The sequence below is a fragment of the Polaromonas sp. genome (assembly GCF_041689105.1).
In the GTDB taxonomy this organism is placed as follows: Bacteria; Pseudomonadota; Gammaproteobacteria; order Burkholderiales; family Burkholderiaceae_C; genus Polaromonas.
In genome coordinates, this window is record NZ_JBDNGU010000208.1 from 1 (window position 1) to 2,158 (window position 2,158).

A 2,158-nucleotide genomic window follows, 5' to 3' on the forward strand; every position below is an offset into this window, starting at 1 on the left:
CAAAGTACGCCGTCGCTTTTTCTAGGATGTCGCGCTCCATCTTCACCCGCGCCAGCTCAGCCCGCAGTCGGGCCAGCTCCATTTGTTCGGGGCTCACTGGCTTGTCACCGGCTCCTTGGAGCTGGCCTTTGCCAGCCAGCCCATCATTCTCCGGGTTGATGGACTCCTTGGAAAAATAACTGGTACGGGTTACGGGGGGCAGGTCACACCGGAACGTACTCAGGTACGTAAAGATTCCGAGCACCGCGCAACGCCGCCATGCGCCCGGGAATTGGATTGATGAAAGCCCCTCAGATCTTCCACTTCTCCATCAATTGCGCGGGCCGCAGCGCATCGTAGCCTTCAAAAGGCTGATGAATCCAGGGATTGGTCGGCAAAAACTCAACCGAGTAGTCGGGCTGGAAGGTGGACACGCCTTTGGTCCAGATCACCGCGCTGCGTAGCTCGGTGATGGGCTTGTAGTTGTTGCGCAGTTGGTTAATCACGGCGTTGAGTGTGTGGCCGGTGTCAGCCAGGTCATCCACCAGCAACACCTTGCCAGCGATCTCGCCCTTGGGCGTGGTGATGAACCGTGCGATGTCGAGGTTGCCCTGCACCGTGCCAGAGTCGGCGCGGTAGGAGCTGGTGGACATGATGGCCAGCGGCTTGTCGAAGATGCGCGAGAGGATGTCACCGGGGCGCATGCCGCCGCGCGCCAGACACAGGATGGTGTCGAACTCCCAGCTCGACTGGTGGATCTTGATCGCCAGCTTTTCAATCAGGTTGTGGTATTCGTCGTAACTGACGTAAAGGTGTTTGCCGTCTTCGGTCAACATGAAATTGCTCCTGATTTGATAGCTTATAGCGCCCGTATCTAAAGGGCTGGAGGCCGATTTGACTATGAATTTTGGACATTCAAGCCGCGAATGGATCGCGCAGCAGGATGGTGTGGTCGCGGTCCGGGCTGGTGGAGATCATGTGGATAGGCACGCCGGTGACTTCCTCGATGCGTTTGAGGTAACGCTGCGCCGCCTCGGGCAGTTTGTCGTAGTCGGTGACGCCTACCGTGCTCTGGATCCAGCCCGGCAGGGTTTCGTAAATCGGCTTGCAACTGGCGATTTCTTCGGCGCCCATGGGCAGGATGTCGGTGACGCGGCCATCGAGTTCGTAGCCGGTGCACAGTTCGAGCTTCTCGATGCCGTCGAGCACATCGAGCTTGGTGATACACAGCCCGGACAGGCCATTGACCTGCGCCGAGCGTTTGAGCAACGCGGCGTCAAACCAGCCGCAGCGGCGACTGCGACCAGTGGTCACGCCTTTTTCGGCGCCGACCGTGCTCAGATGGTAACCCGGCGTGCCCGGTGTTTCCCAGTCCAGCTCAGTCGGGAAAGGGCCGCCTCCAACGCGTGTGCAGTAAGCCTTGGTGATGCCCAGGATGTAGTGCAACATGCCGGGGCCGACACCAGCGCCGGCGGCTGCGTTACCGGCCACGCAGTTGCTGGAAGTGACAAACGGGTAGGTACCGTGATCCACGTCGAGTAACGTGCCCTGCGCGCCCTCGAACAGCAGGTTGGCGCCCTCGGCGTTGGCATCGTTGAGCTCACGCGAGACGTCGGCCATCATGGGCTTGAGCAGTTCAGCGTGGCGCATGGCCTCGTCGTACACGGGTTGAAATTCGATGGCTGGCGCGTTGAGGTAACCGGTCAGCACAAAGTTGTGCAGGTCCAGCAGTTCGCGCAGCTTGGCGGCAAAACGCTCGGGGTGTTTCAGGTCCTGCACGCGCAGAGCGCGGCGGGCAATTTTGTCTTCATAGGCCGGGCCGATGCCGCGGCCGGTGGTGCCAATCTTGACGGTACCGCCGGTTTCACGGCGGGTCTCACGCGCCACGTCGAGGGCCACATGGAAGGGCAGGATCAGCGGGCAGGCTTCGCTGATGCGCAGGCGCGAGCGCACCTCGACACCGGCTTTTTCCAGGCCCTCGATCTCCTCGAACAGCTTGGTCGCCGACAGCACCACCCCGTTGCCGATATAACACTTCACGCCCGGACGCATGATGCCGCTGGGGATCAGGTGCAGCGCGGTCTTGATGCCGTTGATCACCAGCGTGTGGCCGGCGTTGTGGCCGCCCTGGAAACGCACCACGCCTTGCGAGCTTTCGGTCAGCCAGTCCACCAGCTTG

2 protein-coding genes and 1 pseudogene are annotated in these 2,158 nt (G+C 61.1%); all 3 read right to left on the bottom strand.

Annotated elements, in window-relative coordinates; all coding sequences use genetic code 11:
• Window positions 1–130: pseudogene (locus ACESMT_RS20395) on the bottom strand (IS3 family transposase); the annotation flags it as partial.
• Between the two features lie 160 nt (window positions 131–290).
• A complete protein-coding gene (locus ACESMT_RS20400) occupies window positions 291–815 on the bottom strand; it encodes a phosphoribosyltransferase (RefSeq protein ID WP_372828427.1) in 525 nt (174 codons plus the stop codon).
• A 79-nt stretch (window positions 816–894) separates the two neighbouring features.
• Window positions 895–2,158, bottom strand: a 1,264-nt coding sequence (locus ACESMT_RS20405) for an adenylosuccinate synthase (RefSeq protein WP_372828428.1), incomplete at its 5' end; no start/stop codon positions are given.